This window comes from Pseudomonas sp. HR96, from assembly GCF_034059295.1.
GTDB lineage: Bacteria > Pseudomonadota > Gammaproteobacteria > Pseudomonadales > Pseudomonadaceae > Aquipseudomonas.
This window is the reverse complement of the sequence record NZ_CP139141.1, coordinates 4,359,767-4,383,356: the sequence shown is the minus strand read 5'-3', so window position 1 is coordinate 4,383,356 and position 23,590 is coordinate 4,359,767. Positions and strand designations below refer to the sequence as shown.

Genomic DNA, 23,590 nt, shown 5'->3' with positions numbered 1-23,590 from the left:
ACGCGCCAACGACGCGGTAGATGGCGTACATACCTCAGTCGTCCTTACCCTTTGAGCAACTCCAGCAACGCATCCGCATCCAGCTTGGCGCTGATCTCGCCGCCTTCCAGCAGGCTGTCAGCCAGGTCGCGCTTGCGTGCGTGCAGCGCGACGATCTGCTCCTCGATGGTGTGCTCGGCCACCAGCCGGTAGATGGTCACCGGCTTTTGCTGGCCCATACGGTGCGCGCGATCGCTGGCCTGGTCTTCCACGGCCGGGTTCCACCAGGGGTCGAGGTGGATGACGTAGTCGGCGGCGGTCAGGTTGAGACCGCTGCCGCCGGCCTTGAGGCTGATCAGAAAGATATCGCCGACGCCCGCCTGGAAAGCCTCGACGCGGTTTTGCCGTTCCTTGGCCGGGGTCGAGCCGTCGAGGTATTGGTAGCGGATGCCCTGCTGGTCGAGCCAGGCCCGGGCAATGCTCAAGTGGTCGACGAACTGGCTGAACACCAGGGCTTTGTGACGGTTCTCCAACAGCTCCCCGACGATCTCGGTAAACGCCTGAAACTTGCTGCCCGGCAGATTCGCGCTTGGCAGCACCAGGGTCGGGTGGCAGCAGAACCGCCGCAGCCGGGTGATCTCGGCCAACACCTGCATGGACTTTCCGGCCGTCGCGTTCAGTTGCGCAAGATTATCCACAGCCGCCTGGCGCAGCGCCTCGTAATGGTGTGCTTCGTCCTCGGACAGCGGGACCTTGTAGGTAATCTCTGTGCGGGTCGGCAGTTCGTCGAGCACCTGGCTCTTCAGGCGGCGCAGGATGAACGGCTGGATCAGCGCCTTCAGCGCCCGACGCGCCGCGCCATCGCCTTTCTCGATGGGGATGGAGAAACGGGTGGCGAAACTTTCCTGGCTGCCGAGCAGGCCGGGGTTGATGAAGTTGAACAGATTCCACAGCTCGCCCAGGTGGTTTTCCAGCGGCGTGCCCGTGGCCACCAGGCGGAAGTCGGCCTTCAGCGCCATGACCGCCTGCGAGCGCTTGGTCTGGGCGTTCTTGATCGCCTGGGCTTCGTCCAGGACCACGCTGGTCCAGGGCTGGGCGGCGAAGGCAGCGCTTTCCTGTTGTAGCAGGCCGTAGCTGGCGATGACCAGATCGTTGGCGCCCAGGTCAGTCAAGCTGCGCTGTTGCTGGTAGACGCGCACGTTGAGGTGTGGGGCGAAGCGTTGGCATTCGGCTTGCCAGTTGAGCGTCACCGATGTCGGCGCCACCACCAGTTGCGGACCCCTGGTCGCGCGTTCCAACAGCAGGGCCAGGGTCTGTACGGTCTTGCCCAGGCCCATGTCGTCGGCCAGGCAGGCGCCCACGCCCCAGTGCGCCAGCCGTGAGAGCCAGGCGAAACCTTCGCGTTGATAGCCGCGCAGTTCGGCGTGCAGGGTGGCCGGCACCTGGGGCTGGAAGTCGCGCAGCGATTGCAGCTTGTCCAGGTGTGCCTGCCAGCGCTGGTCGGCCTCGAAGGCGCCGACCTCCTGGGCGAGGTTGGCCAGCAACGGCGCGGTCAACTGGCTCAGGCGCAAACCCTGCTCGGTGACCCGTTCGGCCAGGTGGCCCAACTCGTCCAGGCGCTTGCGCAGGCTGTCATCCAGTGCCAGCCAGTCGCCGTCGTCGAGCCTGACGAAGCGCCCCGGGTTGGCCTTGAACAGTGCCAGCAACTGGCGGAGCTGCAGCACCTTGCCGTTGTCCAGGGGAATCTCGCCCTGCAGCATGAACCAGTCGTCCTGCTGGCGCAGACCCAGTTTCAATTGGCGCAGGCTGCTGCGCCCACCGATGCGCATGCGCTCGCCCTCCGGCCAGATGCACTGCAGTTGCTCGCTGGCAATGGCCTGCAACTCGCTGAGCACCTGCAAGGCGCGCTGCGGTTGATCGAGCTGCCACTCATGGCCGTCGCTGTCGGCATCGGCCAGGCCGGGGCACGCCTGCAACACTCGTTGCAGGGCCTGGCGCTCGCCTGCCAGATCGCGATGCACCTGCAGTGGCTTGCCATCGCGCTCGCCCAGCAGATTCTCCGCGCCCTGGCCCGGACGCAACCAGCTGCCTTCGGCCAGCGGCCGCACCAGCAATTGCAGGCGCAGGCCTTCGGCCAGTGGCAGCAGGTGCGCATACAGCCGCGTGTCGGCGGCCGCGCGGTCCAGGTGGCCGGTCAACTCCGGCAGGTCGGAATGAATCGGCAGCAGCGGGGCGATCGCGTTCACCGCCGCGATCAACTGCGCCTTGGCCGACTGCGGCACGGTCAGCCCGTCGCCGATGATCTCGGCAATCTGCCGCAACTCCCGATTCAGCGGGTACACCACCAGGCGGGTCGGCGTCTCCTTGTCGAGGAAGATCTGCTGAGCGTTGACGACCCCGGGCGGCTCAAGTTGCAGGCTGATGGCGCCTTTGCCGGCTTGCAGGCGCAAGCTGGCCTGGCCTTCGAGCAGGTCGATGCGAACATCCGGCGCATCCTCCCAAAACAGTGCGGGGTGCCCGACCAGCCGGGGCAAGCCCAGCTCCAGCGGCAGTTCATAGTGAATGCTGCTGTAATAGGCCTTGCTCACCTGAATGGCCGCGATGGTTTGGCGGTCCTGTTCGCACAGATAGTCCAGGCCCGCGCCGTCCTCGGCCAGGCGTTTGAGCGACAGCGGGCGCCCCTTGCTCCACACGCCCTTGGCGTTGCGCTTCTGCTCGCGCGGCTCGAGCTGGTGCGGGTAGCGGTCCATGGCGATGAACCAGCTCAGGCGCGACCTCGGATCGCCCTCTGCCGTCACGGTGGAGGCCTTGCTCGGCTTGAGCTGACTCAAGGCACTCAGCGCATGCTGCCAGGTCTCCTGGCGCATAAACAACCCGACCAGCGGTTGCAGACCATCGCGCTCATGCACCTCGGCCAGGCGCCGCGGCCCACCGAACTGCTCGGCAATCAGCGCATCGAACTCCGCCGCCAGCCATAGGTAGCCTTCATCCTGCAGTTGCTCGCGGTAGGCTTCGAGCCGCGTGCACCAGCGCTGCAACCTGGCCTTTGGCGCATCCAGCCAGTAAAGCCCCAGGGCCAGCATCAGTCCGTCCAGACCGTTGAGGGTGTCCGGCAGCTCGGCCGACAGCTGCGCCTTGCCACCCTGCAACTGCTCGTACAACTTGTACAGCACCGGGTAGGCCGCACCGAAACTCTCCTGGATACCCAGCGTCAGCGCCTGTTTGAGCGCCGCACGTTGCTTGGGATCGTTCTCGGCCAACAGCAGTAGGCAATACAGGCCATTGAGCACGGGCGGGAAGTCGATGCGGCGCTTGCGGGTCTCCTTGCGCTGGTCGACGAGGATGCCGCGCAACAAGGCCAAGGCCTGGTCCACCTGGCCACGACACAGGCCGTGCATCACCTTGGGCAGCGTCGGCATCTGGTCGCTGAAGCTGTCGAGCACGCGCTGATCGCCACGCCAGATCGCCTGCAGCTGCAACTGCAGCCCCAATGCGGAATTGGGCGTGCGCCGCAGCTGCTCCACGGCCAGGCGATAGCAGGGACCTACAGGCCCCAAGCGCAAGTTGTTCAGGTACAGATAGTGCTCGACCAGCATCAAGCTGACCTCGTTACCCTTGAACGCCATGAACTCCAGCCCGGCAGCGTCGCCCTGCAGCTGGTGCATGGGATGCCAGGCCGGCATGTCCTGGGCAAAACTGCCGAGCATGCGCAATGAATTCTCGAACCGCCGAATGTTGTTCGTCAGCAGATACAGCCACAGCTCCTGCAATGTCGGAAACAGCTTCCACGGCTGGCTTGCCGGCATATGATCGGTGATCGCCTGCAACCAATAGGAGCCGTCGGCGGCATAGGTCAGACTCAACAGCACCTGGTTGCGCCGCTCGAACGCGACGCAGTAGTAATGGCCCTCCTGACGCTGCTCGCCCACGACCCAACCCTCGGCCTTTAGCCACTCCAGTGTCTCCAGCAAGGTGTCGATATTCAGCAGCCTGCCGCTTTCATCGGTGACGTCCATGGCGCGGATAATCTTGAGCAACGAGTTCTTGCCCCTGCCGGGGAACGCGGTGATCAACCCGAAGAGAACGGCTTGGCAGTGATAGGGCAGGTCGGCGCGGGTAAGGGGGCATTGGGACATTCGGGGCCTATGAACGCAGGAAGCTGAATGAGGGGGGTGAGGAGCTGGCTAGTTTTCATCAGGTTGGATCAGTTGTCGACCTTTGTTGAGTACTCTGTTTGGCTTGATTCTCAGTAGTGTGAAAATATTGCAAATGTTTAGAAAAATATTGTTTCACTTTTTTGGAAGGGGTAGAGCTTTAACAGCTGGTTATTTGACAAGATGTATCCTGTTGTTGGCGGCGGCGTTGTCGGGGCTGGCATTTGTGGGTGCGCGTTTGAGTATTTTGTAACTAGGTAATGCAAATAGTGGAGGCTAATTGGGCCCTCCATTGAGCGGCGCTCAGTCGAGCACCCAGTCGCCATCTCCTTCGATCAGGGTACCGCCGTGATCGGTGCTGTCTCCGACTCTGGCGATGGGCCTGCCCTGGTCTGAATGATAGGGCGAGCCGGTTTCGATGACGGCTCCGCAGCTGATTTCATCACCGACTCGAGCGACCGGGCGGCCGTTGAGCAAAGTAGTGGAGGAACCGGTGATGACTTCACCGGCGCCGTGGATGGGGCAGTGGTGGGCGTGGCCGACCAGGACGATGGGTTTCATTGGGGGGCTTCCTTTCGGTGTGGAGCGGGATCCGGTGTTTATTGGGAGAGTCATGAGGGTGCTGTCTTGGATTCCACGTCCATTGCGTGCGGCCACTGCACTTTGGGGCCGATTCGGCGGCTTAGGTTTTCAACAGCGTACATTCTGGCCCAGGCTTCAGAAGCGTTGCCGAAATCGGAAAGAGCTTCAGGCCCTTGCTGCATGTATATTTGGGCCAATGCCCAGTACATTTCACCTTGAGACTGCCCGTGGGCGAAGAAGAATCGATCTATGATTTTTCCGGTTCCTGGCTCGACCACAGCCAAGTATATGTTTTCCACCAGACCGCCAGTTCCCATAGGACCATAAACGCTATAGAACTCCGCGCGCAGATTGTCCCAGTCATAGACAACTGGAGTGGCGCCCCATCCCTTGCGACAGTAGAATTTTTTTCCATTGGGTCGAAAGTTGTATGCGTAAACTTTTCGTCGTTTTCGATTGAAGCGAATGGGTTCATCAACTGGAGTCTCAGTGTCAATGCGCCAGAAATAATAGAATAGGCACACAGTGCATGAAAAAACTAACACTCCGGCCAGTATCAATGAAGTCTCGATTCTGTTAAAGTCTACTAAAGTGATTGTTATGGCAAGATAGACAACCAATATGACAAGCCCGCTAATTGTTAATAGAATACCTGCTTCACGGTTCGCGCTTGTTTCTCTGGATAATTCCATGTAAATATTATCCATATGGCGGGGATGTTTTGTTAAGGTTTTCGCGTTTGGTGTCTTTGAGGGCGTTTCGTTTGGGTTAGGTAGATTATATTTCCAGCCAAGGGCGCGAAAAGGATTCTCAGCTTCACGAGTGCGCGTCATTGCAGTCTCATTTTATCAGTTTAGTTCTAGATTTTTTTTGTCTGTACTAATTCTGCATATACGTCCGGGGTCTCTTTGTCGGGCCAGTAGGTCACGTAAAAGGAGACTCCCGTAATGCGATTCGGGTTCATGTATAGATGTGTCTTGATTTGTCCATAAATATCAAGAAATGCAACCATGCCCTCGCCTTCTGATTTGATGACTCGATTTTCCAAAAGTGGGGTGTTTACGGGTATATCGTAGTCAGGGTAATCGTACTCCCTTGTGCGTAACAGTTTGGATTGTTTGGTTATTGCCGGGGTTGTTGCGGTTGTTGGATTGTGCTCTTGCTCGAAAATGGGTTCCCCAGAAATATAATTGTGTGATTTTTCGTCGTCACGGCGGTGCAAAAATAAAGCCCATCGATAACTTGCCCGGTTTTTATCAAAATAGGGGAATATAATTTTGTAAGAGATGGATGGTTGTAACATTGCCAAGTCTGTCGATCCGAGAGCTGATTTCTCGCGCTTAAATTGTATTATGGCGCGCATCCCGGTAGTGATCGCATTTAATTCTGCCCATGCCGTTGCTGCTGACTCCGAAGTGCTCCAATGATCTTCAAAAATTTCGCCGCCTGTTCCAAAAAAACAACGTTTCGCCCATGACTCTAGCATTGATGATTCTTTAATTTCTGCTATTTTCGATAGAGCAAATGCTCCGATAGAAAAAAGTATGGTCCAGCCTAGCGCCCCTCGTAGATTTAGTTGGTTTGTGCTTACGGACTTTAAGCCAGTCCCAGCGCTAAGGGCGGACAATGTGGATGAGCTCAGGTAGATATACATAGATGTATGATCCCCTGTTTGGTAAGTTCGGTATGCCGCAAATCCCGTCTGAGCTGCATCCACAAACCCTGTCAATGCAAGCGTGTGGCCACCCAGTTTTATTAGCTGGTCGGCGTAACTAGCGGCTTGGGTTGCAATCACTGATGTGCTCGTAATTAATCTGTTTGCCTCCAGTCCATATTTTGCTGATTTAAGCGCGATACCAGTAATTTCAGCTGCGGCACCAAGTACGGCGAGGGAACTACCCTCCAATGCCAACGCAGCCTCTCTAGGCCTCTCGCCGATTATCTCATTAGCCGCTTTCAGGTTCTTGACCAAAGCATCATGCATAAAATACAGGCCGCCGAGAGCAAGCAAAAAATCGGCACTTCCGGCAATCCCTCTAAGGCCTGTGAAGCCTGCCGAAACCCATTTTTTTGCCTGATGCGTGTTTATCTTCAGCCCCGCAATGGCGTGTCGGACCGAAGGGTCCAGCGTGCCGAGTCCTACGCTGACTGCCACCAGGCCAGGCCAGGGTTCGACGGGCGAAAGTTCGTTCGCCGCAGCGTCCTTCGCTCCTGCGAGCGACTTCTGCAGCTCTTCAAGGGTGCCCTCTACCCAGAGCGAAGCATTGACCACCCGGTCGGCAACGCTCGGATCCATCACCGAGAGGCTCAGCAGGCCTCCGATGATCATCGGGCGAGCTTTCTGGTGTTTGCCCGGGTAGCTGTCACTCAGTCGATTTTGCAGACTGCGGATGTATTTGGACTGCAATGCGTAATATTCGCCGAGCTTTATCGGGATGTGGATTTGCATCATCGACACACCGTTATAGATAAACTGGCTGGCGGTATTGAGCCGGGACAGGGCACATTCCACGCCGGGCCCTGTAAGGGCCTTCAGACGCAGGTTGGCAGCGTTTACCGCCGTTATTATTTCCGCCAAGGCGGTCTGCAGTTGTTGCCGCCGCATTTCCTTGCCTTCATCGCTGCCAACGACATCTTTCATCACCGCGTAAAGCCTGCCGGTATCATTCCAGTCCTCAACGCCCGTAGCATTGAAGCTTGGCAGTAGCTCTGCCAGCAGGTGCTTGTCGCGCATCAACATCGCTCGGTAGATCGGGCTTTGCGGATCGGTGAGCATTTGCAGCCACAGCATTGCCGTGGGCCCAGTGTCATTGTTGGCGGCTTCACTGACTCCACCACGAAGGCACAACGCCATCGTCTTGCTGTAGGCGATACCCGATTGGCGGTCATTCCCGTCGTAGTCGTGCTCCATCGCCACCCGGAAGTCGGCAGAGTCGAAGGCCTGGGCATACAGTGCGCCGTACTCATCAATGTGTTGTTGATAGAGCCCGAGCACGGTGTCGTAAGTAGTCTGAAAGGCCGCGCGCTTCGATTCGTCGTAGCGTTCTTCCAGCCGGGCGTCACTTTTTGCAGCCCGTTCGTCCACACGACGGGCGCGCGCTTTTTCCCAGGCTCCCGGGATGATGGGCGAGCCGGGTGGCAGGGGGGGGACCCTCACCTTGGAGTCTGCCCATTGTCGATGCAACTGCCGAATGGCCAACAGAATCTGTGAAGTCTGATGCTGATACGCCCGCTCCGGCTCCTCCAGCCACACCTGCCGCGCATGGGCCCAGCTGGCGCGCATGGCGTTGTATTCCTGAACCAGGCCGACGTCGTCATCCACCTCGATGGCCAGCACGCCGGGCCCTAGCGTGGGGTGTACCCGGGCCGTGCGCAGGTAGTTTCTGAACGTGGATTGGCGGTGAGCACGGCTATGGAAGCCGTGGACACTGGTGAAGCCGGGCACAAAGTCACGGTATTCATAAACGTGCTTTTGCACCCAAGGCTCGTCAGTGGTGAGGTAATTACCGTACTGGGTCGGGTTGTCCCGGGCTGTGGCCAGATCGATCATTTGCATTCTCTCGATGTTGCGCAGCGCTTTGTAGGCGTCCAACACACTGACCGGCCAGGGATCGCTGGAGAAAGCGAAAGAGGCGGTGCGGTATTTATCGGTGTCGATGTTGAGAAATGAGGCAGGGATGTCGTGGTCCTGATTCACGCAGGCCCGGGTCAGGCGACGTTCGTTGCAGTGCCGCGGCTGGTAGGGGTTGAACTGGCGCAGGTAGCCGTCGACGGTGACCTGATAGGCTTGCCAGATCCGGTCATCCAGCAACACATAGAGGAAACCGGCGCGCAGAATGCGCATGCCCAGTTGAGTGTCGGAGATTTCCGGCTCGGGCAGGTGCTTCCAGATGTGCGGCTTGGGGAGCAGTGAACGGCGCAAAGGAAGAATTGCCAGGCCCTGGCGTCGGCAGACTCGGCAACCTTTGATAGAAGGAGCACATTCGGTGGTGGCTATGCGCGTATGCGAAGCAAGCGTCATTGGGCAGCCCCTTCTTCCAGTTCGTTGACGATCAGCTCCCAGTCCTGGTCGTGGTAATGATCGAATGAGTCGGCGAGCGGTATCTCATCCCGAGCTGCGCTGCCGATGAGCTGGCGCACCCTCGGGTGCCAGTGCAAGCGCGGATGCAGCATCAACCGGTGAATAGCCAGTTGCAGGATGTCTTCGGGGTCGGTCAGCTCCAGCGTTCGCGCCTGCTGAATCTGTGCAAGGGCCTGCATCACTGCGAAGGGAGGCAGGCTGGTGGGGCCAGTCCAACGGCCCGGCGCGTAACCTTCGAGGGTGCTGAGCGTTCTGCGCCAGATATCCAACAAAGCGCTGGCCAAAGGAATGTCCTCCTGCCTATCTGCCAGCTCCAGGTCGGTGACCGCCTGGAATTCCGGATACCCTTCAAGTACCAGACCATCACCGCTGCTGGCCGGGATCAACCAGCGTCTCACTGGCCACCAGGGGGCGGGGTGGCCGGCGCCGATGACACCCGCCATCAGTTCGAGACGCAGGGGTTCATGCAGTGGCTGATAGGCCTGTCCCGCTGGAGTCGGCAACAGGCTCAGCGCCTGCAAATGGCGGCTGACGGTTTGTGCAGCGGCAGTGCTGCTTAGCCAACCGCATACGTAGCGGTGATGTCTCGCATCGTCCCGCTGGGCATGCCAGCCGGACAGGCGCAACAGATCGTCTGCCGGCGCACCGCCCGGCGAGGCGATGGTGATCAGCACCGGATGGTGCTGGATGTCATACTCCAGATCCGGTCTTGGCAGGCTGGTGAGGGCGTCCTGGCCCAGGCGTAGGCGCAGCGCATCGAGATGAAGAGGATCGTCCGACGGGATTTCCGCCAAAGGATCAAGGAGCAGGTACAACCATGCGTCGGGCTGATGTTGATGGCTGACGAAGTCGAGGACGATGCTTGAGTTCATGGTGTCAGGCCCTCGCAGGTCTTCGTCTGCGCAGCCAACAATTGCAAGCCCAGGTCATTGCCTCTGCCCTTGCTGCCAGCCGTGATGGGTCCTGCGACGTTGACCGTTATCCCCTCGATGAATACGCCGCCGGCATCGATCGTGATGCTGCCTCCGGGACCGGTGAGTACCAGGCGTTCGCTGGTGTCCAGTCGATAGGTGGTAGTGGTCAGCTTTCCACCCCCGCCAATGGTCAGGGTCCGCTGGCCTTTGATCAGCCCTTCACTGTTGCCGCCTACCTCGCTGCGATGGTCGGCGGTGGTGGTCTGGTAACGACTGTTTTCGACGTTGTCGTGCCAGTCCTTGACCACTGTCGAGTGCTGGTGGCCATGCACATTCAGGGCTCGATTGTTGAACACGTTGATGAACTGATCGTTGCCGACGCTCACCCGCTCGTCATGCCCGACGCTCTCCGTACGGTCATGCCCGACTTCGGTCGTTTCGTCATGCTTGACCCGGTTGTTCTGGTCCCGCTCGGCATGGATGAATACCTCCTGCTGGCCCAGTTCATCTTCGAAGCGCAGCTCATTGAAGCCTTCGCCCTTGTGGGTCTGGCTTTTCAGCGACATGCGCGTCTTGTGCCTGGGCAGTTCATAGGGCGGCCGGTTGTCGGCACGGTAGGCTCGGCCGATGATGATCGGCTGGTCCGGGTCGCCGTCATTGAAGCCCACCAGCACCTCCTGGCCGACTCGCGGAATGGCCATGGCACCCCACATGGTGCCGGCCCAGCCCTGGCTGACCCGCACCCAGCACGAGCTCTTGTCGTCGTTGCTGCTCTCGCGGTCCCAGGGGAAGCTGACCTTGACCCGGCCCCACTCGTCGCAATAGATCTCCTCGCCGGGCGGTCCGGTGACGGTTGCGGTCTGAGTGCCGCTGATGCGGGGTGGGGGCAGCAGTTCGGCTTTCCACTCGGCGCGGCCATCGACCAGTTGGGCGGTCTGGGTGTAGTAGGTGCCTGAGGGCGCGCCCACGGCGTCCTCTTCCTGACTCAGGGCCTGGGCGCCTTGGTGCTCGACATAAACGGGCCGCCACCAGGCGTTCAGCGCCTGGCGCGGATGCTCGACCAACTGGAATTCGCGGCCCGGCCGCACCCGTGGATCATCGCCCGTGGCCTCGGCCACCCGCGCGCTGTTGCGCAGGGCCAGCAGGCGCGTCTCGGTGAAGGGCTGCCCAGCGGCGTCGCGCTTGTAGCGGCCGGGGTAGTCGAAGCGCTCGTAGTCAGGCCCCTGGCGTTGCAGGTCGCGGCCCTGGTGCGAGTGCTGCAGGTTGTAGCGCGGGTGGGTGAAGGTGTAGTCGCGTTGCACCTGGCGGGCGGTGCAGACCTTTTCGGTGTAGCTGAAGCGGTTCAGGGCTGGCTGCGGCTGATCACCGCCTGCGGCCCCCTGGTAGAGGACACTGCAGGCGTCTTTTTCGCCGATGGCGGCCAGACACAGGATGCGGTCGGTGTAGACCAGGCGGTGGCCCTTGTCATCGTGTTCGAAGCTGTACAGCAGGCCTTCTTCGGCGGCGAGGCGGGCGAGGAAGGCGAGGTCGGTTTCGCCGGCCTGTACGCAGTATTCGCGGGGCTGGTGAGGCGAGGTAAGGTGTTGCTCGCGGTTGAGCAGGTGATGCTCGCCGAGCACCTGGTCGATGATCTGCGGCACGCTCTGGTGCTGGAAGATGCGCCAGTTCGAGCACAGGGCCAGGCGCGCCAGCTGGGGTTCGATCACCACTTGGTATTGGGTGCGGCGAAAGCCGCTCTGGCCGACCTGCACGGTGCTGATCAGACCATGGACGTGGCGGACCGGGGTGTCGCCGTGCCACAGGGTGAACAGCGCGGCGCAGTCGAGCAGGCCGGCGAAGTCGATGTTGGGGTCATGGCTGGACAGGGTCAGGCTGAGGAGGAAGGGCTGGGAAAGGCCTTCGGTGAGGTCGAAGCTGACAACCTCGAATTTCGCCTCGCTGGCGAGGGCCGCAAAGGTGTAGCGCAGGTCTGATTGGCGTGCCATGGAGTCCTGTCCTTTTTATTGTCGATGGGGCCTGGACGCTTGGCACGCCCAGGCCGATTTTCGGTGCAGGTGGTCAAGCTTCTACAGGTTTGCGCCAGTCGTCCGAGCCCTCGGTGCCCGACACCTCATGGGTCCAGGTGATCTTGCGGTAGGCCAGGCTGACCTTGATCAGTTGGGTGAAGTCCTTGTTGATCTCCATCTGCGCATGGGGCAGCACGGTGTCGATGTCGACGATGGTCGCGTCCTCCAGCTCGGTGCTGAAGAAGTGCTCCTGCTTGCCTTCGGTGGACGTGCGATACCAGCGCACCTTGACGTTGCTGAGCTTCTCGCCGCTCGCCAACGCCTGGTACATCATCGGTGTGGCCTTGTTCAGGGCGCTGGTGAAGACGAAGGGCTTGTGCACGCGCGGGCCCGACGGTTGGCCGCTTTGCGGGTCGGTTGGCACGCCGATGCGGTGCTGGATTTCCTGGATCAGGATTTCGTCTTCATGACCTTCGACGTAGACGTTACCGACCGAATCAGCGGTGAAAGCACCGCTGGTGATGGCGCCCTGCGTGGTGCCGGTCATGCTGATGTAGGCGGGTGTTGGCATGTGAATCTCCTTGTGGTTGTTACCGGGTATGGGGTGTCACATTCAGAGCTTGAGAATGGGTTCGAGCGACTTCAGCACCTCTTGGGTGATGCTGTTCAGGCGCATGGAATAGGCGGTATAGATGACGGTCATGGCCAATCCGGCGATCAGCCAGGGCGACCACCAAGGCCATTGGCGATTAAGGCGCAGGTTGCGCGGGGCGACGTTGTGCAGGGGATCTGGGAATTCCACGACAGGGCCCCGCAGCTCGCGGATGATGCGATGCAGGCGCACGATGATTTTCTGGATCTCTTCATCGCCGTTTTCTTGAACGGCGTATTTGCCCTTGAGGCCCAGACAAACGCAGAAATACATGACCTCCAGCACATGGTGATACTTGCTGGCTTCGGTGCACATGCGTTCGAGCAACGTGAAGAATTTTTCGCCGCCCCAGGTTTCATTGTGAAACTCGCTGAGCAGAGATCTGGCGCTCCAGCTTGAATTGACCCCCCAAGACTTCTCCATGACGATTTCGTCCATGAACAGGCACAGCGAATACGAGTAGGCTTTGTACGAGGCGTCGTCATAATCGTGCTGGCGTATCTCTTCGAGGATATTGCGGATCTGATTGCTGACTTCCACATACAGCTTGGGTATGTCGCTGTGCTGTTCCAGAGTGGAGAGCCGGATCGACAAACCGAAGAGTGGTGAAGCAGCATCCGTCATGGGGTTTTTGAACGCGCCGCGAAGGGTGAACTGCGCGTCGGCCGAAGACGGCGTCAGTGAATAAGGGCTGATGTCAGGCCGTGAGTGTTGCGAGGTTCTCTTTACGATTGCTTCGCTCATTTCACGTCCTCGCGGATGGCCCAGAATTCCAGCTCCAGGTCAGGAAAGTTGCTCCCTACATGGAAGGCGAAGCCGCTGCTGCCTTTCATGGTGTCCCATGCAGGATCCTGGCGATCTAGCTCGAAATAGGTGAATCCGGCATGGAAAGGCAGATTGCGCGGAGCCACGGGCAGGGGCACCAAGGTGATGCCTGGCAGTTGGCGGCTTATGCGTTCGGAAATGTTCTCGATCGAGTAAACCTTGGCCTGGTGGGCAAAGCGTTGGCGCAATTGCTCCCCGGGCATCCGCGCGCGCACCGCCAGGATGAACTGCGCCCCATCGAGCAGGCGCAGATCGTCCAGCATCGCCGTTCGCACACCGTACGGCTGCTCCTGGATCGTCAGCGGTATCGCTCGGGGCTGCAGTACGGTGCCGAGTGCCTGGCGCAGCGTGGTTTCCAAGACATCGAACGAGGCGCTCAGGTTGTCGTGCTGGTACGCCGGGTATTCGGCGGGCAGGCGCTGGTCGTCGGTGAAGGTCAGCAGTTCACCGCAGGCCTGGCTGAGGGCGATATACAGCTGTTCGGGGTGAGTGCTGCGGCGCCGGGCCAGATGCTGGAACAGCGGATGCAGTCGGTTCATCACCTGCAGCAGATTGAAATCGTTGACGTCGGCCACTCCTGACTGCCCCGGCGAACAGACGCGGGCAGCAATGTTGCGAGCACGCTCGCGCAGCATGCCGGTGACCTCATCCAGAAACCGTTGCAGTGGCGGTATTGCCGCAACCGCCACGCAGGTCGGGTAGAAGCGCTCGTCAAGCAGCATGTTGCTGTCCGAGCCATTGCCCAGAACTCGACCTACGGCAAGTACGGTGAACGCACTGAGGTTCTCGTGCCCGACCCTGAGCTGCAGATTGGGCACGGCGAGGTCGAGGGTCTCGGTATCGCCGCCGGGTGTGTGGGTGTCCTTGATGGCCGAGGATTGCGCCAGGTAGCGACAATTGGCTTCGCTATCCGGCCATCGCACGGCCAGGGTGTCGGCACTGCGCAGTGGTAGGCACAGGTATACGAGCTGGTTCGCCGTTTCGCTGGAGATCTGCAGCGGCGGTGGCGCCGGCATGTCGCCTGGAATATCGAACACAGTACCGTCGGGCATGATGCCCCGGGCCCTGATGATCGAAATTTTGCCAAACCCCAGGTGTTCCTCGTTCAGCCGCAACTCGCTGAAGCCATAGAAGACGTCGCTCAGGCTGCTGATCTTCTGTTGCACACTGGCCTGTGCAGCGTGCTCCAGTTGCTGGAAGTGTTGCGGTTTGACGAACAGCCCTTCCTTCCATAACACGGGATTGCGCGAACTCATGACGATTCCTTCGATAGTGGCGGAGCGGCTTCGGGTGGCGGGCAAACGGTCATCAGCCTTGCCCCTTGAGGACGACGCCGCTGTCTTCGAACTGCACCAGCACGGCGTGCTGGTGCCCGCGGGGAGCGATCGGCAGCACGCGCTTCCACTCGATGTCAGCGCCGCCGTGGTAGTGAGCGATGACGGCGAGGTAGCGGGTCGACCGGTCGATCTCTTCCAATTCGACGAACTTGAATTGCCCTGGCATCAGTCGGTAGTCGTCGACCTGCAGCAAGGTGCTGCCCAGGGACTTTTTCAGGTCCTCGGCGAGTGCTTCATAGGAGGCTGTGAGCAGCATCGAGTCGTCCTTCAGTTGCAGCACCTGAAAAGCGATAGGGGTGGTCACCTGCTCTGGCCGAAGCGGTTGGGCGGCAAACGTCATATGCACCGAAGCGTCGCGGTAGCTGCCGACTTCGGCGAATGTCGACATGGCGGCAGGGGGTGCCTGATCGATCTCCAGAGCGGAGCGCGCCGGGTATTGCTCGCGCAGACTGTCGAGGAGCTCTTGCAGTTTGTCGGTGAGCTCGATCGGGTTGCTGGCATCGATGCTGACAGCAAGGGGGGCCGCCTCGGCAGCGGCGGCCAGAGGCACGGCCAGGGTGCTGCTGGGGTTGAGATTTAGCGTCGGGCTGGCGTACAGGCTCAAGGAAAATCGACTGGGCTGCTCGCTTGGCGCGCCCACCGGTATGGACGGATTGAGCATCACTTGACCAATCTTGCCTAGCGCGCTGCAGCCGCCGAGCCCGGCGCAACTGGTCAGCAACAGGGCCAGCAGGGTTTGTCGTGGGCTCATGGTGCCTCCTTGTGGCGGATATGGGTTTCCAGCACATCGGTAATCGGGCACCGGGGGCGGGCCAGGCGTGCGCAGGCATCCAGCGCCGCCAGCGGATCAGCGCATGGCCGATCTGTCGTGGTCGCGCCGGATGCGCGAGGCAGAGGCCGCCCGAGTTCGTCCAATGGGCATTGGCGGTATTGGAGAAGTTCGCTGACCGAGTACTGGCTCAGGTGTCGGCCCTCGCCAGTGAGGTGCGTGTCGTCCAGATACAGCGCAATCAGGTATTCGCCGATCTGCAGGCTGTCCTCTGCTCCCAGGCGCACCCACAAGCCAGGGGGCAAGCTGGCGTTGGCATCGTTCATGAAGGTTCGGCCACAACGATCGATGACGCAGAAAGTGCCTTCGCGCCAGCGCACCTCGCAGTGCAGCGGTTGTATGCCCTGAGCGCGATCGAACAGCGGCCAGTCGCACTGCTGACTGCCTACGGTGCCACCCCGCCAGTCGAAGCGGTGGGACGTTCGGCAACCCTGCATGAGGCGTCCGGGATTGGTGATCACCAACGTGATATGCGCGCTCATGCCCGCACCTGAATGCGCAGTCGCGGTTGTTGCACAGCTGCTGAGCCCGGCACGAATGTGGTCCAGCCCAGGTGGCTGCCTTGTTCGCGTTGCAGGCTGAAGGGGGGCGCCGCCTCGGGTTGCAGGCGCAGTTCCAGGTCATAGGCGGTGGCGTCGCGAAGCAGAAATTCGATCAGGCTGGCGAGCCGGGGGTAGTTCAGGCCGCTGGGCAGAAACTCGCGAAAACGGCTCTGGGTCAACTCGTCGATGACCACGGTGAACTTGCTGCTGCGGGTGAACACATGCTCTCCCGCCACCAGGCTGTGACCCAATGCGCAGTTGGCTCGGCCGAGGGCGTTGCGCTGGCCAGGGGCGATCGCCACCTTGCGCACCTCGAATTCACGGATCGACACCTGCGGCAGGTCGAAACAATGGGCAATGATACCGGCGACTGTCGCCGGCGCTCGGCTGCGGCTGGCGATCACTCCGGCGAAGCTGAGTAGCCGCCCCCAGGGCAGGGCAGTGCTGCCGCGCAGCTGCTCGTCGTTGAGGCCAATCAGAGCAAACACGTACCGGGAGAAGCGATCTTTGGCTTGCTCCTGGAACCGCAGGTAATAGCGGTACTTGCGCCAGCCTTGATGCAGCAGCCCGAGCAGACGGTGATTGAAATAGTCGAGGAATGCGACTTGGATACCCTCGCCTTGGGCGTGTTCCCACGCCATGGCATCCAGGTAATAGCCGGGCAGGGGCGAGTCGCTGCCATGCAGGCCGAAGAAACTGGCTTGCACTCGATAACGCTCGGTTTCCCCGAGCCGGGCGGCGCTGACCACATCGGACGCAGGAAAGGCCAGGGCAGGCGAGGTGTGCAGCCGCAGCCGCCCATGAGCCTTACGCGACGGTATCAGCCCCTCAAGATCGTCGCCGTGCAGGTCGTGCAAATGTTCCAGCAGGCGGAAGTACGAATAGTTTCGTGCATCGGCCAGCAGGCGTTCGGCTAGATCAATGGTTGTCTGCCGGTCAACGGTGGCCATGTGTAATGCTCATTGTTGGTGGTATTGATCACGTCCAGCTGATGGAACGAATTGATGCTCGCGTAGAGGGCGAAGAATTGCGCCAGCACGCTGCTGAACAGATACAGGTCGCCTTCGCAGAGGAAGGCCTGCTGGTCCAGTTGCAGGCGAGTACCTAGGCCGCGGATGGGCAGTCCCTTGAGCATCCAGTCCAGCGGGGCGGTGTGTGCCTCGATGATGCCGTCCAGGCGTTTGCGATGAGTGCGCGCCTGCTGGATGTCATGTAATGCGGCAAAGTCATAGGCACGCAGTACCGCCTTGAGCGGCTCGGCCGACAGCAGCGACAAGTAGTTGAGCGACAGGTTGGAGATCAGCGTCCACTGCAGGCTGCCATCGAGCACTGGGCGACAGGGACGGGTAGGACGCCGCAGGTTGCGGTAGGTAGCGAAGGTCGGGGTTGCTTCGTTCGATACGCTGATGTCGCCTACGCCCAGCGCCAAGGGCAGATCGCGGTTGGTGCAGGTCAGCTGGACCGATACTGTCTCGCGTTCGCCAATGTAGGCGCTTTCGTCGCCGCGCACGAAGGCGATGCGGTGCTGAAAACCGCGCTTGTCCAGGGCGTCTTCAATACGGCAGCGGTAGTAAAGCGCGGTACGGCCATGGGCGGTTTCGATTTCATGGGCAAAGGATTCGAACGGCGTGAATACGCGTAGTTGGCCGCCCTGTTTGCCGACACTCTGGGTACGCCAGCTGACGACCTCGTCGACGCTGAATATCTCATAGGCATGCGGCAGCGCATTACTGGGCTTGAGGCCTACGTGTTCGCTGCGCCCGTCGATGTCGATGGGTTCGGCGCTGTGGTCGAACAGATTGACTGCAGGGGCGCAGTAAAGGCAGATATCGTCGTCGCCGATCCGGATCCCTGCTGGCATCGGGCGCTTGAACTGAAACTCCAGGCGCACCCGTGAGACGTGGCTGCTCGGCCACAGGTCAGCCAGGCCGGTGAGGGTGACGAAGTGGAAGCGTTGTGGGAATACGAAATACTCCTGCAGTATCCGGTACCCATCAAAGACGTTGCGCGGGTAAGGCAGCAGTGCCTGCTCGGGGTCGAAGCCAGGAAAGCGCAGAGCGTTGGCGGGCAGACTGCGGATCTGATCGTCACAATGGATACGCACCTGATGCAGGTATCTGGCCAGCCACAGGTACAGCGTCAGTGCAGTGCTTTCGTCGCCGCTCAGGTGCAGGTCTAGCTGATCGCAGCCCATGGCGTTGAGCGGCTGCTCGCCAAAGGGGGTGAGGTCTACCTGCACTACGGACTCGTCACGCGAATGGGTGTCCCGCACTTGCCGGATCTCCAGCGGGTATAGGGCGACCTCGGTACAAGTACGAAATTCGCAACTGACGCCGTCGACAGGCACCGAGAACAGCCGCGTGCCTTTGGGCATCACCTGGCGCCGGCTGATCGCCTGCTTCAACGGCTCGAAGCGCACGATGGTTGCGCTGGGCAGCGGTCGCAAATAGTTGGGCCAGAGCATCTGCAGCAGGCCGTGGGTCAGCTCCGGCAGATCGTCGTCGAGCTTGAGGCGCAATTTGGCAGTGAGGAAGGCAAAGCCTTCTAGCAGGCGCTCGACGTCCGGATCGCCACTCTGTTCGCCTAGAAAGCGCGCCAGCTGCGGGTGGTCTGCGGCGAATTCGCGACCCGACTCGCGCAGGTAGCTGAGCTCCTCGCGAAAGCGTCGTTTCAGGGGCATGGCAGTCTCATCTAGGTCTATTTCACCCGGGTATGGCGGTGATCGACCGTCAGGTCGATCTGCACCGGTTGATGGCGTTGGTCGAGCAGGACCTGGCAGTCCAGGCGAAAGTTCAGCTCCAGCGGCGAGCCGGGATCGCTGCTCGAATGCAGTCGAAGAATCTGCAGGCGCGGTTCATAGGTCCCGAGGGTGCGGCGGATATCCGCGCCGATGCGGGTCATCAGGTCAGTGCTGCCCGTCTGGCTGTTGAAGTCGGCCAGGCCCAGCTCGGGGCTGCTTTGCGAGCAGCCCTGGCGGGTGTTGAGCAGTTGCTCCAGATGCGCCTTGATGGCGGCGACCCGTTCGCGTAACTGCGCCTCGGGCGTTCGACTGTGCAAGGGCCTGGGCGCGGCGCCCAGGCGTTCGAACAGGCTGGCGCCGTGGTGCATGCTCACTCCAGGTCCAGCCGGCCGACCAGGGAGATCTCGAAGCTGGCGCCCATGTACTTGAAGTGCGGGCGTACCGACAGCGCCACCTGATACCAGCCCGGGTTGCCGGCCACGTCGTGCACCTGCACTCGTGCAGCCCGCAGGGGGCGACGGCTGCGCACGTCGGCGGAGGGGTTTTCCTGGTCGGCGACGTACTGCTTGATCCAGCGGTTGAGCTCGCTTTCAAGGTCCTGGCGCTCTTTCCAGCTGCCGATCTGCTCGCGCTGCAACACCTTCAGGTAGTGCGCCAGGCGGTTGACGATAAATAAATAGGGTAGTTGCGAGCCCAGTTTGTAGTTGGTCTGGGCGAGTTGTCCTTCTGGAGTCTTGGCGAACACCTTGGTTTTCTGTATCGAGTTGGCCGAGAAGAAGGCTGCGTTGTCGCTGTCCTTGCGCATGGTCAGCGGGATAAAGCCTTCTTCGGCCAGCTCATATTCCTTGCGGTCGGAGATCAGTACTTCGGTAGGGATCTTCGCTTGAAGTTGGCCCAGCGACTCGTAGAGGTGTACCGGCAAGTCGTCGACAGTACCACCCGATTGCGGACCGATGATGTTCGGGCACCAGCGGTAGTGGGCAAAACTGTCAGTGATGCGCGTGGCCATCAAGTAGGCGGTGTTGCCCCACAGGTAGTTCTGGTGCTGGCCGTCGATGAACTCCTGGTAGACGAAGCTGCGGGTGGGGTTTTCTTCGGCATGGTAGGGCTGGCGCAGCAAAAAGCGCGGCAGCGTCAGCGCGAGGTAACGGGCATCCTCGGACTCGCGCAGCGCGCGCCATTTGGCATGGCGGGGGCCGTCGAAGATGTCCTTGACCTCCTTGAGATTTGGCAGCGCTTCGAAGCCCTCGAGGTTGAAGAACTCTGGCCCGGCAGCGGTAATGAAGGGGGCGTGGGCCATGGCACCGACCGAGGAAACATAACTGAGCAATTTGATGTCGGGCGCCGACGGCCCGAAGCTGTAGTTGCCGATGATGCTGGCCACCGGTTCGCCGCCGAACTGGCCAAAGCCTGCGGTATACACGTGCTTGTACAAGGCGCTGCGGGTGATGTCGCCTGCATTTTCGAAGTCATCGAGCAGGTCCTCCTTGCTGGCGTTGAGTATCTCCAGCTTGATGTTCTCGCGAAAATCGGTGCGGTCCACCAGCAGCTTCAGCCCACGCCACGCCGACTCCAGCTCCTGGAACTGCGCCTGATGGAGGATCACATCCATCTGCCGCCCCAGCGCGTGGTCGATGTCGGCGATCATCTGGTCGACCATTTGTTTGTTGACGGCCTGCACCGGGTCATCGTTTTTGATGACCTCACTGATGAAAGCCTGAACGCCCTGGCGGGCCACCTGGTATCCCTCCTGGCCGGGGCGCAGCAGGGTTTCGGCCATCAGTTGGTCGAGCAGGTCGGGGGCTGGGGCGAAGTCGTGTGCAACGGCGGCTTCGGAACGGGTTTGACTGGTCATGTCGTGGTCGTGCCTCGGATTGTTCCAGGTAAGTGCGAGAAGGCGGCGCCACAGCGACGCACACCGCCCGATTCATTCAGCGGCGGGGCCTTGGGCCTGGCGCGCGGCGGGCTGCGCGGCCGCCAGTTCGCCGGCCAGTTGCAGGCGGCCCTGTTCGTCCGCCATCAGCGCCTGGAGCCTGCGGCGAAACGCCGGGACGTTGCCCATGGGGCCCTTGAGCGCGACCAGGGCGTTGCGCAGCTCCAGCAGCTTCTGCATCTGCGGCACCTGCCGGGCCACGCCGTCGGGGCTGAAATCCTCGAGGCTGTCGAAGCGCAACTGCACTGCGAGCTCGTCGTCATCGGCGTTGCCGAGCAGGGCTGGCACTGTCATGCCCAGGCGCACCTCGGCCTTGGCCAGCACCTCGTTGAAGTTGTCCTTGCCGATGCCGATCAATGGCCGCGCCTCCAGCGCCAGCGGGTCGGGCTGGCCCTTGAAGTCACCGGTGACCAGCAGCTTGAGCGGCAGCTCGATCTCCGCCTGCTGGTCGCCCGTGGCGGGCACGTATTTGATGTTGATCCGCTCTTTCGGGGCGACGGAACCGGAGGTTTTGGACATCGGTGTGCTTCCTGAATGAATGTGTTAGTTGTTGTTTTAAATGCAGTGTTCATGTCGTTTGCTCGCCAGTTTTCAGAAGCGAGGCAAGCTGTCATTTGTAGGAAATTTCCTTCGCAGAGGTGGAAAAATTCCCTGGTGCCGGTAACTTTTCCTACAAATAGCGCCTATGAAATAGTTGGGGGTCTGGTTGTTTTTGACCTAATTAGGTTGAGCGCTAGAAGAGAGGTCGATCAAGGACTTTTTGTTGCGAAAGTGTAAGAGGATATTTGTTTTGTGATTTGCCCGGGTGCTGGACTATATTGCCGCCAATTCGGCGGTTTCGATGTTTTTAACCGTTCAGTACATAAGCGCTTGCAGGTCGCCTGACTGGCCAGTTTCAACTTCGACGAGGCCCTTGGGTGAGCGGGGCAGGGAGCCTTTTGGCATGAACAGATATATCTATCTTGTCTTGTGGGTCGCGCTGTTGATCGGCGCCCGCAACAGTGTTGCGGCGACCCGCGATTGCACCGCCATAGTGTCCGGGCTAGAGCGCCTGGCCTGCTTTGACCAGGTGGCAGGTACGGCGGCGCTCGAGCCACCTCGCAAGGCCCCGCCGCGGGCGTCGGAGGCCTTTGCCTGGCTGGTGGCCAACGAGCGTCAGCGCGACCCCGAACAGCGCGGGTTTGTCATGTCCATCGATCCCGAAGCCCCTGGCTCGGCGCAACAGCGGGTGTTGATCTCGGCGCCTGCCGTCGAGGTTTTCGACGACGCGCGCTACCTGGTCATCAGCTGTCAGGCTGACATTTCTCGGTTGCAGCTGTTGCTTGAGCGGCCGCTCAAGCGGCATGCGGTATCGCTGCAGTTGCTGGTCGACGAACGCGCTGTGGCGCCGCCGCGCCATTGGCGAGTGCTGGAGGATGGCCGGGTGATCGACGCCGGGCGCGGGCTGCCGGCGGTTGAGTTGATCCGCCGTCTCGGACAGGGCAGCCGTATCAGCGTGCGCAGCGATGAGCCGAGCCTCGATGGGCTGCAGTTCGACGCCACCGGCCTGGCACCGATGATCGAAGAGGAGCGCAAGGCATGTCACTGGTGAATTCCGAAATGTCAGCCCGGGTGCTGTCGCTGCTCCAGCCGGTGTCCGTCGAGGCGCCTGCCGGCCTGTTCGATATCGAGGCTCAGACCTACCAGGCCATCGATCAGGAGATGATCAAGGTCGGAGGCCTGCATCAGGCTTCCATCGACTGGGAGTTCATCGAGGGCGAGTCCTGCGCCTACCTCACCGGGCAGTGCAAACAATTGCGTATCGTCGGCCATCTGCTGACGGCCTGGCTGCGCCTTGGGCAGTGGCCGGCGTGGAGCGATTCGCTGGCCCTGCTCGCGGGCCTGGTTGAACACTATTGGCTCAGCGCTTATCCGAAACCCGGTCCGACGGGCCTGCCGGCCAAGCGCAGGCAGGTCCAGCAGATGGTCGAGCGGCTGAGCGAAGCCCTGCCGGGCCTGGTCGCAGACAGCTTCAGTGCGCAGGCCTTGCGGCAGGCCCAGGGCGCGCTGGCAAGACTGCAATCCTGCGCGGCCCTGACGCAACTGCCCGAGGAGCCGCTGCATGCACTGGGCCAACTGCTCGACAAGCGCGGCGCGCAGCCTGAGCAAACGGCCGCCAGCGAGCAGCCCGGCACCCTGCACGAACTGGTGCAGGGCTCGGCCTGCAAGCCGGCGGGCCTGGGCAACGAGCGCGAGACCCGGCGTGCGGCGTTGGCGATGGCCGATCTGATCAACCAGCAGGACATCTACGACCCTACCGGGTATCAGCTGCGGCGCTTTGCCCTGTGGGGGCATATCCACACCGCGCCGAGTGCTCGCCGTGAGCGGTTGACCGAGTTGACGGCAGTGCCCAAGGACCTCGTCGAGGGTTATCAGGAAGCCCTGGCCGGGGTTGCGGTAGAGCCGGCGTTGCTGCTGCGTATCGAGCGCAGCGTGGCCGCCGCGCCGTTCTGGATTCGCGGCAGCTACCTGGCATCGGCCACTGCGGTGCGTCTGGCCATGGAGGACGTGGCGGCCGCCATCCATCTGGCCAGCGTGCGCTTCGTGCGCCGGGTGCCGGGGCTGATGAATCTGTGTTTCAGCGATGGCAGCGCGTTTGTCGACGAGCAGACCCGCGCCTGGCTCACGGCCGCCCGTGGCCCCGATGCCGCTGGCGGCGCGGCGCAGGAGTATGGCGTCCTGCGCGAGGAGTTGGTGGCGCAGTTGGGCAACGAAGGGGTGGAGGTGGTGCTGTTGCGCCTGCAGGCCATGCAGGCCGGGCACAGCGCGCCGCGCCAGCGTTGCCACGCCAGTGTCATCGCCGCTGATTTGCTGGGAGCCCGTGGCTTGAGTTGGCTGGCGGACGATCTGTACGCCAATGCGGCCCGGCTGATGGCCGCGACCTCGGCCGATGCCTGGGAGCCGGATCTGTATCGACGTCTGGTGCACGGCGGCCACCTTGGCGCCGCCCCCAGCAAAAAACAATAATTCAGGAGCT

The 23,590-nt window shown here is 61.2% G+C and carries 18 protein-coding genes; 2 read left to right on the top strand and 16 right to left on the bottom strand.

What is annotated here, in order from left to right; translation table 11 throughout:
- Positions 1 to 44 precede the first annotated feature (44 nt).
- The 16 genes from SFA35_RS19530 to tssB all read right to left on the bottom strand — a co-directional run bounded on the left by SFA35_RS19530 (position 45) and on the right by tssB (position 21,093).
- Positions 45 to 4,115, bottom strand: a complete 4,071-nt coding sequence (locus tag SFA35_RS19530) for a DEAD/DEAH box helicase (protein ID WP_320572164.1) — start codon at positions 4,113 to 4,115, stop codon at positions 45 to 47.
- A 321-nt stretch (positions 4,116 to 4,436) separates the two neighbouring features.
- Positions 4,437 to 4,694 carry a PAAR domain-containing protein gene (locus SFA35_RS19525; protein WP_320572163.1) on the bottom strand — a complete coding sequence of 86 codons (258 nt, stop codon included), beginning with the start codon at positions 4,692 to 4,694 and terminating at the stop codon, positions 4,437 to 4,439.
- Positions 4,695 to 4,744: 50 nt separating this feature from the next.
- Positions 4,745 to 5,548: a DUF6708 domain-containing protein gene (locus SFA35_RS19520; protein ID WP_320572162.1), complete on the bottom strand. Its 804-nt coding sequence runs from the start codon at positions 5,546 to 5,548 to the stop codon at positions 4,745 to 4,747.
- A 26-nt stretch (positions 5,549 to 5,574) separates the two neighbouring features.
- Positions 5,575 to 8,736 (bottom strand): T6SS effector BTH_I2691 family protein, encoded by a 3,162-nt coding sequence (locus SFA35_RS19515; protein WP_320572161.1) that lies wholly within the window; start codon positions 8,734 to 8,736, stop codon positions 5,575 to 5,577.
- The gene (locus tag SFA35_RS19510) at positions 8,733 to 9,668 is read right to left on the bottom strand and encodes a hypothetical protein (RefSeq protein WP_320572160.1); all 936 of its coding nucleotides are present in this window, start codon (positions 9,666 to 9,668) and stop codon (positions 8,733 to 8,735) included. Before SFA35_RS19510 ends, SFA35_RS19515 begins: the two co-directional genes overlap by 4 nt.
- Positions 9,665 to 11,695, bottom strand: coding sequence for a type VI secretion system Vgr family protein (locus tag SFA35_RS19505; RefSeq protein ID WP_320572159.1), 2,031 nt, complete (start codon positions 11,693 to 11,695; stop codon positions 9,665 to 9,667). Before SFA35_RS19505 ends, SFA35_RS19510 begins: the two co-directional genes overlap by 4 nt.
- Positions 11,696 to 11,768: 73 nt before the next feature.
- Complete coding sequence (locus SFA35_RS19500) at positions 11,769 to 12,287, bottom strand: Hcp family type VI secretion system effector (RefSeq protein WP_320572158.1); 519 nt, start codon at positions 12,285 to 12,287, stop codon at positions 11,769 to 11,771.
- A 42-nt stretch (positions 12,288 to 12,329) separates the two neighbouring features.
- Complete coding sequence (gene icmH / locus SFA35_RS19495; RefSeq protein ID WP_320572157.1) at positions 12,330 to 13,112, bottom strand: type IVB secretion system protein IcmH/DotU; 783 nt, start codon at positions 13,110 to 13,112, stop codon at positions 12,330 to 12,332.
- The gene (gene tssK / locus SFA35_RS19490) at positions 13,109 to 14,449 is read right to left on the bottom strand and encodes a type VI secretion system baseplate subunit TssK (protein ID WP_320572156.1); all 1,341 of its coding nucleotides are present in this window, start codon (positions 14,447 to 14,449) and stop codon (positions 13,109 to 13,111) included. The genes icmH and tssK overlap by 4 nt, the downstream gene beginning before the upstream one ends.
- Before the next feature lie 52 nt (positions 14,450 to 14,501).
- Positions 14,502 to 15,281 carry a type VI secretion system lipoprotein TssJ gene (gene tssJ, locus SFA35_RS19485; protein WP_320572155.1) on the bottom strand — a complete coding sequence of 260 codons (780 nt, stop codon included), beginning with the start codon at positions 15,279 to 15,281 and terminating at the stop codon, positions 14,502 to 14,504.
- The gene (locus SFA35_RS19480; RefSeq protein ID WP_320572154.1) at positions 15,278 to 15,841 is read right to left on the bottom strand and encodes an FHA domain-containing protein; all 564 of its coding nucleotides are present in this window, start codon (positions 15,839 to 15,841) and stop codon (positions 15,278 to 15,280) included. The genes tssJ and SFA35_RS19480 overlap by 4 nt, the downstream gene beginning before the upstream one ends.
- Entirely contained in the window at positions 15,838 to 16,851 is a 1,014-nt protein-coding gene (gene tssG, locus SFA35_RS19475; protein ID WP_320572153.1) for a type VI secretion system baseplate subunit TssG, read from the bottom strand. Before tssG ends, SFA35_RS19480 begins: the two co-directional genes overlap by 4 nt.
- Positions 16,815 to 18,581 (bottom strand): type VI secretion system baseplate subunit TssF, encoded by a 1,767-nt coding sequence (tssF, locus tag SFA35_RS19470; RefSeq protein WP_320572152.1) that lies wholly within the window; start codon positions 18,579 to 18,581, stop codon positions 16,815 to 16,817. Before tssF ends, tssG begins: the two co-directional genes overlap by 37 nt.
- A gap of 17 nt (positions 18,582 to 18,598) precedes the next feature.
- Complete coding sequence (gene tssE, locus SFA35_RS19465; protein ID WP_320572151.1) at positions 18,599 to 19,009, bottom strand: type VI secretion system baseplate subunit TssE; 411 nt, start codon at positions 19,007 to 19,009, stop codon at positions 18,599 to 18,601.
- A gap of 2 nt (positions 19,010 to 19,011) precedes the next feature.
- Entirely contained in the window at positions 19,012 to 20,496 is a 1,485-nt protein-coding gene (tssC, locus tag SFA35_RS19460) for a type VI secretion system contractile sheath large subunit (protein WP_320572150.1), read from the bottom strand.
- Between the two features lie 72 nt (positions 20,497 to 20,568).
- Positions 20,569 to 21,093, bottom strand: a complete 525-nt coding sequence (gene tssB, locus SFA35_RS19455) for a type VI secretion system contractile sheath small subunit (protein WP_320572149.1) — start codon at positions 21,091 to 21,093, stop codon at positions 20,569 to 20,571.
- A 424-nt stretch (positions 21,094 to 21,517) separates the two neighbouring features.
- Between tssB and vasI the strand changes: the two genes are divergently transcribed.
- Complete coding sequence (vasI, locus tag SFA35_RS19450) at positions 21,518 to 22,165, top strand: type VI secretion system-associated protein VasI (protein WP_320572148.1); 648 nt, start codon at positions 21,518 to 21,520, stop codon at positions 22,163 to 22,165.
- Positions 22,153 to 23,580 carry a type VI secretion system protein TssA gene (gene tssA / locus SFA35_RS19445; protein WP_320572147.1) on the top strand — a complete coding sequence of 476 codons (1,428 nt, stop codon included), beginning with the start codon at positions 22,153 to 22,155 and terminating at the stop codon, positions 23,578 to 23,580. Before vasI ends, tssA begins: the two co-directional genes overlap by 13 nt.
- Positions 23,581 to 23,590 lie beyond the last annotated feature (10 nt).